Here is a 2,364-nt window from a genome sequence, read left to right on the forward strand (position 1 = left end):
CCTCGAAGCCGGCCGTAATGCCGGCGGAGCCGTCGGTGCAGCTGTCCAGGACCACTGCCACCTGGACCTCCACCTCGGGACGCATCCCCTGCAGGGCATCGGCGGCGCGCTGCACCGCCAGCAGCGCGCGTCCGAGGTACTCGTCCTCATTGTGGGCCGGAATCACGACGGCGATCCGGTCGATGCTGTGTCCGCGCGGCAGCGGCTGGGCAAGGGCGGCCATTACTCCCACCCTTCCGGGCCCGGCACGACGGCGGCGGCCGGCTGCGGTTCCCCGGCGGACCCCGGCGCGACCAGGACCTCCAGGATGAAGTCGCGCTCCCGGTACAGTCCGGCGTCGGCCCAGCCCAGTTGGCGTCGTGCGGCTGCGTGCACGGCGTCGCCGTCGAGCTCCCAGCCGGAGATCGGATGCCGCCAGTGGCACAGGGCCAGGGTGCCGCCGGGCAGGAGTGCGGCCTCGACCCGCTCGAACAGCCCGGCAAGCTCGCCGGGCGCAAGGTAGTAGCCCACCTCGGAGACCACGATGAGGTCGAACCGGCCGTCCGGCCAGTCCTGCGGGACGGTGAGGTGGCGGGTCCGGGCTGCGGGGAGGTGTTCGAGGCGCCGGGCGGCGTGGGCCAGCGCGGCGCTGCTCGCGTCGACGGCCAGGAAGCTGGTGCAGCGTCGCGCGAGTTCGACGCTGAGGGTTCCGATCGAGCAGCCGATCTCCAGTCCTGCCGCGTAGTTCAGGCCGGGCAGGGCCGCGAGGGTGAGGGTGCGCTTGCGGTGTTCGTACCAGCTGGTGGTGTACTGCCAGGGGTCGTCGTTTCCGGTGTGGACGGCGTCGAAAACACCTTCCGCATCGGCGGCGGCGTAGGAGCTGGCACCGGGGGCGCCGGCGGCCGGGCGCTGCCACGCGAACGTCTCGAAGGGCCGGTCGAAGTGTGCCAGGAACGCCGGCGGGAGCAGCACCTCGTCCCCGGGCTGGCCGGACAGCGGCCGGACTTGAGAGGTGTGGGAGGACATCGCTGCCGCCTTGGCCCGCNNGGCGGGATCCAGCGGCAGGCGCAGCCAGGACTGCCAGGCCGGGTCCGCGGTGTCCGCCCAGAGCCAGTACCAGATGGGGTATTCCAGCAGTCCGTGGCCGCCTGCGCCTGCGGCCTCGGCGGCGACGGAGCCCAGTGCCTCGTGGTCCGTGTGGCCATCGTGCCGGTAGGGCGCAACGAGCGTGATGCGCCCCGCCGGCAGCCCCGTTGCGTGGGTTGTGTCGGTGATGGCGTGCTTCAGCGCGGCGTGCACCTCGGGCCGGTGCCCGGCGAGCTTGCCGTCGGGCAGGGCGAGGTACCGCCAGTCCGGATCCGGCAGCAGGTGCGTCAGCGCGCTGCCGAATTCCTGGAGCCGCACGGCGGCGAGCTGTTCCGGCGTCGTCGTGGGTGAGTCCGGGTGGGAGGCCTCCCCCGCCGTGCACAACAGGACCGTGACCCGGGCTCCCAGCCCCCGCAGCCGGGCCATCAGGCCTCCGGCGCCGAGGGATTCGTCGTCGGGGTGCGCGGCCAGGACGATGAAAGCCTGGCCGGCGAGCTCGCCGGCGTCGAGCGGCAACTCCGGGAGCGCCGCCAGCCCGCTGGCTGCCCAGGCGTCCTCGCTGGTGCCGGTGTCCTGGTGGGTGAAGCTCACCACGGGTGATCCCCCTTGAGCGTGAGGGCTCCGAGCTGCGCGTCGTCGCGCATGGCGTGGTGCTGCCGGATGTACAGCGAGAGGTCGGCCATGCGCTTGCCGTAGACCGGGTCGAAGGCGAGCGGGGCGGGTCCGAGGTTCTGGCTGACGAGGGTCTGGATGCGTTCGACAGCGGTGGCCACGTTGCCGCGGACGCGGAGGGCCTCGCTCCAGGCGCCGCGGTCCGAGAATTCGCGGGCATCGATCCGTGCGGCGGTCCGGGCCAGGTATCCGGTCAGGGCGGTGAGTGTGCGGTCGATCTCGCCGAGGTGGGCGAGGGCAAGCTGGTCCGGTTCGCGGCCGCCGTCGGCCGCTGCGAGCAGGGCATCCTTGAACCCGCGGGCCACGGCGACGGCGCCGCCCAGCCAGCAGGCCGCCACGCCCATGCCGCCCCAGGCGAAGCCGGGCCGGCGGTAATACCAGCCGGCGTCGCCCAGCGGCACGGCTGGAACGGCGTCGAAGTGCACTGTGCCGCTGGGGATTTCCGTGAGTCCCCGGCTGGTCCACTGCGGGTCCTCGAAGCTGACGCCGTTGGCGTGGAGGTCGACGGCGAACGCCGCCCGGCCGCCGTCGACCAGGTGGGCGGTCACGACGGCGTGGTCCAGCTGGGCGGCCAGGGAGCACCACGGTTTGGCGCCGTGCAGCAGGAAACAGCCGTCCGCCGGTTTG

The 2,364-nt window shown here is 73.2% G+C and carries 1 protein-coding gene and 2 pseudogenes; all 3 read right to left on the reverse strand.

Going from position 1 to position 2,364, the window contains the following annotated elements:
* Positions 1–223, reverse strand: a pseudogene (locus tag K789_RS0114025) (glycosyltransferase); the annotation flags it as partial.
* Positions 223–1,659 carry a bifunctional PIG-L family deacetylase/class I SAM-dependent methyltransferase gene (locus tag K789_RS0114030; protein WP_024367302.1) on the reverse strand — a complete coding sequence of 479 codons (1,437 nt, stop codon included), beginning with the start codon at positions 1,657–1,659 and terminating at the stop codon, positions 223–225. The pseudogene K789_RS0114025 and the gene K789_RS0114030, both read right to left, overlap by 1 nt.
* Positions 1,653–2,364 (reverse strand): annotated as a pseudogene (locus K789_RS0114035) (hypothetical protein); the annotation flags it as partial. The gene K789_RS0114030 and the pseudogene K789_RS0114035, both read right to left, overlap by 7 nt.

The organism is Arthrobacter sp. TB 26, from assembly GCF_000427315.1.
GTDB lineage: Bacteria > Actinomycetota > Actinomycetes > Actinomycetales > Micrococcaceae > Arthrobacter.